The sequence below is a fragment of the Azohydromonas lata NBRC 102462 genome (assembly GCF_001571085.1).
Lineage (GTDB): Bacteria > Pseudomonadota > Gammaproteobacteria > Burkholderiales > Burkholderiaceae_C > Azohydromonas > Azohydromonas lata.
Map to the genome: position 1 here is coordinate 1 of NZ_BCTC01000195.1, position 4,795 is coordinate 4,795.

At 66.8% G+C, this 4,795-nt stretch carries 6 protein-coding genes; 2 read left to right on the forward strand and 4 right to left on the reverse strand.

Features of this window, described 5'->3' with window-relative positions:
* Both ALA01S_RS30140 and ALA01S_RS30145 read right to left on the reverse strand, forming a co-directional pair.
* The coding region (locus tag ALA01S_RS30140; RefSeq protein ID WP_373863022.1) for a VOC family protein at positions 1 to 299 on the reverse strand (299 nt) is incomplete at its 3' end.
* A 25-nt stretch (positions 300 to 324) separates the two neighbouring features.
* Positions 325 to 648 carry an ArsR/SmtB family transcription factor gene (locus tag ALA01S_RS30145; RefSeq protein WP_066343315.1) on the reverse strand — a complete coding sequence of 108 codons (324 nt, stop codon included), beginning with the start codon at positions 646 to 648 and terminating at the stop codon, positions 325 to 327.
* A 464-nt stretch (positions 649 to 1,112) separates the two neighbouring features.
* On the opposite strand from ALA01S_RS30145, the gene ALA01S_RS30150 reads away from it, so the two are divergent.
* Positions 1,113 to 1,370, forward strand: coding sequence for a hypothetical protein (locus tag ALA01S_RS30150; protein ID WP_066343317.1), 258 nt, complete (start codon positions 1,113 to 1,115; stop codon positions 1,368 to 1,370).
* Between the two features lie 466 nt (positions 1,371 to 1,836).
* On the opposite strand, the gene ALA01S_RS30155 is transcribed toward ALA01S_RS30150, so the two are convergent.
* Both ALA01S_RS30155 and ALA01S_RS30160 read right to left on the reverse strand, forming a co-directional pair.
* A complete protein-coding gene (locus ALA01S_RS30155; RefSeq protein ID WP_066343318.1) occupies positions 1,837 to 2,616 on the reverse strand; it encodes a hypothetical protein in 780 nt (259 codons plus the stop codon).
* 739 nt (positions 2,617 to 3,355) lie between these two features.
* A complete protein-coding gene (locus ALA01S_RS30160; protein WP_157119406.1) occupies positions 3,356 to 3,985 on the reverse strand; it encodes a hypothetical protein in 630 nt (209 codons plus the stop codon).
* Between the two features lie 130 nt (positions 3,986 to 4,115).
* Here ALA01S_RS30160 and ALA01S_RS30165 point away from each other — a divergent pair, with 130 nt between their 5' ends.
* Positions 4,116 to 4,568 (forward strand): hypothetical protein, encoded by a 453-nt coding sequence (locus ALA01S_RS30165; RefSeq protein WP_066343331.1) that lies wholly within the window; start codon positions 4,116 to 4,118, stop codon positions 4,566 to 4,568.
* Positions 4,569 to 4,795: the final 227 nt, after the last annotated feature.

Consider the following 4,795-nt stretch of genomic DNA (forward strand, 5'->3'; position numbering starts at 1 on the left):
TTCTCGCTGCGCGCATAGCAGCAAGTCGTCGCGCCCTCATCGAGCAACGTCATGTCGGCCGCTTCGGCACGGCCCTTCATGGCCGCCAGCTCCGCCGGGTCATCGGTCTGGATGCCCAGATGGTCGATGCCGCTGGCCTGGCCGCGCGTGGAGATGGCGAAGTTCAGCGCCGGGTCGTCGAGCATCCACTTGGCGTAGTCGCTCTCCACACGCGCGGGCTCGGCGGCGAAGAGCCTAGAGTAGAAGGCGATGCTCTTAGCCAGGTCATCGACGTGCAGGTGGACGTGGAAGCGCTTCATCGCAGGTCTCCTTTGAATGACTGAGTCAGCAGTCGGTACAGGGCTTGGCTGCGGGCAGGCAGGCCACGCCCTGGCAGCAGTTCTCGGTGAGGTACGCCAGCAGCGCGTTCATCTGTCCGAACGCGGCGCGGTAGATGAGGTTGCGGCTCTCGCGCTCCTGCGTGACCAGGCCCGCGTTGGTCAGCTCCTTGAGGTGGAACGACAGCGTGGACGCCGGCAGGCCCAGCGCCTCGGCCATGGCGCCGGGCGTCAGGCCCTCCTCGCCAGCCACCACGAGGGCACGGAACGCCTGCAGCCGTGCCGGCTGGGCCAGCGCAGCGAGCGATCGGACAACGTCTTTCTCTTCCATAATTCCACTTTAATGGAATCATGGTCTAAAGCCAAGCGGTTTAACCAGAACTTCAACCCCGCCAACGGGGAGAGGTCAGCCGGAGCAGGTGATCAGAGAGACCCACAACGGCGGTTTTCCACAATCGCGGCGCCGCGGGCAGTTATCCACAGAAGAAAGCCTTCGGGGGAACAAAAACGCGCCCTCACCGCCGGAAAACCGCGCTTTCTGACCGCCGTTCACATGGACAAACGCGCCCTCGGGGGCCTGACCCCGCAGGAGCGCAACGAGGTGCTGGGCGTCTATCCGGACGGCGAGCACATCGGCAACACCGCCACGCGCATCTGTCGCCGCACAAGCCGGCGCCAACGTGCGCACTCTGCGAGCGCTCGCTGCCTCTGGCCATGCCCGGTGCGAGAGCGGCGTGCTCATCGCCCAGGTTCGGCCCACCCGCCCCACCGCCTGACCGGATTGCTCCACACGCCATGGACAGCTCCTCTCACCGCGTTCGCCGCGTCTCCTACCAAGAGTTCAGCCAGGCGCTGCAGCGTGCCGGCTACGGGCTTGGCGCCGGCCTCGCTTTTCGCTACGACGCACGTCGGGACGAAACGATCTGGATGGTCGATGGCCAGCCTGTCGGGCTGACGGTCGGCCGCGTCGGTTCAATCCGGGCGTGTTACCTGGCCGAGCACAAGGCCGTGGCAGCCGCCGCTGGCGCCAGCAACTCCGGGAGAAAGGCATGAGCACTGCACCGCAAGAGTAATGGCAGCGAGGCATCTTCGAGTGGCAGCGCGAGGCCAGAGCCGCCGGGAACTCGCGACGCTGCGTGCCCAGCATCAATCGCTGCGGGTGGCGATGCCGGCCTCGCCGCGGTGTCGGCCGCACGCCTCGAATCGCCGTAGCCAAGCCGCCATGCCGCTGCGCAACTGCTTGCATACCGCTGAGAAAGCAGATGCGATAGAAAAGACAGTGGCTCGGCTGGTAGTTCCCGGCCATGCCCGGTCATTGGCAACTTCGCTGCAAAGCCGTCGGTCGATGCCACGCGGCGAGCCCTTTGCGCCTGTCTGACTCCATGGGACCTGTCGTTGGCGGACTGGAAGTTCCCGCCACAAGGCGACCGCGAAGGCCTGGGCGCGCGGGCGAGAAGTCTCTCTCCCCGTTCCGAACGTTCTGCGGCACCGCGGCTGCCGGTCGTCCGGCTGGTGGGGTTCACTCGGAGGGAGGATTTCCTAACTCGGCGAGCACGCTGCGCCGGCGTCGCTGAACGCCGAGCGCGACCGTCACGAGCCCGGTGAGCAACATGACCCACGTGCTCGTTTCGGGAATCGTGGTGACGATGAGCGACGGGCTGATCATGCGGAACTCGAAGGTGTCGAACGTCGTCGTGCTCGCCACGCCGATGCCGAAGTCCACGCGGAAGCCCGACAGGACGAGCGGATCCGGGCCGTCGAGCAGGTCGGGCAGGCGCGCACCGAAGTCACAGTCGTTGTCGGCCCCATGGCCGCACACCGAACCACCGGTGGCGTTGAAGTCGGCTGCGATCGTGCCCGACACGACTGTCGGCGTGATCGTTGCCCTTGCCGTGTTGAAGACGTCGAAGTCGCCCAGTGAGCTTGACAGGATCAAGCTCGGACCAAAATTGTGTCCGCCGGGTGGGTCGCTGATCGAACCGAAGGTGGACGGGGCGTTCTGCCCACCGCCGAGCCCCAACGTGGCGAGCGTGACCGTTTGCAACCTTCCAGTCTGAGCGTCGACGAAGCGAACCTCGAGCGGCAGCGGCTGGAAGGTGTTCGGATTCGTCGGCGAGAAGGTGTGCGCACCGATGCCGAAGGTCCCCGAGCGGTACTCGTCCAGTGCGCCGGTGCCCGGGGTGTCCAGGAGCAGCGTGCCCGTGTCGAGGTCGAAGTCGATGACCACGGCCAGGCACGGCAAGGTGAAGGCGGATGCGGCCAGCGCCACGGCCGCTGACCTGACGAAGAACTTCTTCATGGGCCTACTCCCGGGGCCGGTTCCCGCATGATGAATCGGCGTGAGCCACCGACGCGCGACGCGGCCGCACCGACGCGAAGCCCTATCGTGATCCTCACCGGCGACCGTGCTATCCCCTGGGTTAGCGAACTGACGGGCACGGCGAATGCCAACGCGCGAACTTGCAATCGTCGCCCCCAGGCGGTCACACAGTCAGTGACGCCCTATGCGTTCGGGCGTTTCCATAATCACCTCCTGGCAAATTGCGGGAGAGCGACGATGCGCTCATAGGGCTGGGGTCACTCCACGGGCCTCGCCAGAGAGGTGCAAGTGGTCCGCGCCAGCCCACCGTACAAGACATTCGCCAATCGCCGCTCACTGAGCGCCCGGGAGTTCAGCAAGGACCGGACTTCGTAGCGACGGACGACCGGAATGGGCACGAACTTGCCGCCGGGTCGGTCCGTCAAGAAATACTTCAGATATCCCGGGAACCTTAAGGGTGGCGGGTTGCTCAATGCCCGCCACGGAAAAGGCGGCCGATGCTTGACCCGGCTGGAGACACTGCGGCTACGGTGTTGGACAGGGCGGCTCGGAGGCGACCGCCGTCACGCAGGCCTGGCGCAGCAGGTGCCAGAAATGCAGGCGCGGGCCTGCGCACGCGCCAACGGAGAGTCGAGTTCGGGCTGACGGCACATGGACAGACCAAGGTTTCCAAGGGACGCTTCGAGGCGCTGATGCTTGGCTCTTCGGCGCCAGGAGTTCAGTGCGCCGGCGCGCTGTCAATGATCTCAACGAGGTCCCAGGCCTGGACGGCTTCGGGCGGCGGCTGGTCGGTGACGGCGATACCGATGCTGCTCACGCGCGTCATCACGCGCAGCTCGCCGATGCCCATGTTCAGCAGGATGTCGGCGACCAGGGCGCCGGGGACGCCTTGCGGGTCCATCGCGGTCACAGCCGCCTCCGGTACGAAGCACGCCACGTCGAAGGTGCCGGGTGCCGTGGCGCTGGGCTCGACCATGAAGCGCACCCGCTGGAGCGGCACTTCCTCGCCGAGGATTTCCAGCGAGGCCAGCTCGCTCGCCATTTCCTTCGGCGTCGGCGGCGCGAACGCGCACACCTGGATGCGCGGCGGCATTGCCGGCGCTGCGGCCACGAGTGCCTGCACCGCCTCGATGCCGTCGGGATCGTGGTTGCAGCTCACGGCGATGCGCAGCACGGTGCTGTCCTCGGCCGGCACCTGGTCCACCTCCACGGTCAGCAGCGGATCGATGTCAGCGGCGGCGTCGCGCAGCGTCTGCACGACCCGGCCGATGCGCTGGAGGCCTTCCTGAAGCCCATGGTCGGTAGGCGCCGCATCCAGCACGGCGCACAGCTCGGCCTCATGGTTCATCATCGTTTTCCAAAAGTCGCGTGCCTTGCCTTGGTCCATGGCCTGTTGCCGTGATGAGAGGTGGAGTCCGAGCGAACGGTCGTTGGATCACGGAAGCGATGATGCCTGCGGGTGCATGGCACGCTGTGGCATGCCTGACGCCTTTGATCCCCAGCCACCGCAGCAGTTGCGTGCCTTCTATGACCGGTTCTCGGCGCGGTATCACGCGCCTGGCGTGCGCCTGTCCGGCTTCAAGTTGAGGTGGATCGCTTTGCGCAGCGGGGAACTGGACCAGGGCATCGAGCGCGCGGTGCTGGACCTGGCCTGGGGGGAGGAATTGGTCACCAGGCAAGCGCAGTTCGTCGCCCGGGCCCGCGAGGAAGCTCCAGAGGGCTGCTCGCTGACCTTCGTGGAGGTAGGGCTCAGGAGGCCGCTGCGGTGCGCAGATGGTGGACTGCTGGCGCCGGCAACGGTGGTGCTGGCGATCTCGATGTGGCGTTCCGGCCACCCCTGCGGGCTTCTTGGGCGCATCGAGCTGGATGCCGAGGGGCGGCCCATGGGGTCGGCGCAGGCGCCGTTGCCGCTGGTGCGCATGGGAGGCTAAGCCAGCGGTGCCGGGAAGCCTCAGGCAGATCCACGCCGGAAGGTCCAGCAGCGTCAGGGCTGGCGTTGCTCGTCGTCGGTGCCCGACGCGCGCTCCCAGAAGGCGCAGCCGTTCTCGGGCTGCCCCACCACCGGCGACAGGCGCGGGTGCCGGCAAGAAGCAGTTGATGTCGTTGTCGGGCAGCGGCCCGCCGTAGTGGTGGCACTGCCAGCACGGGTGCGGCTCGG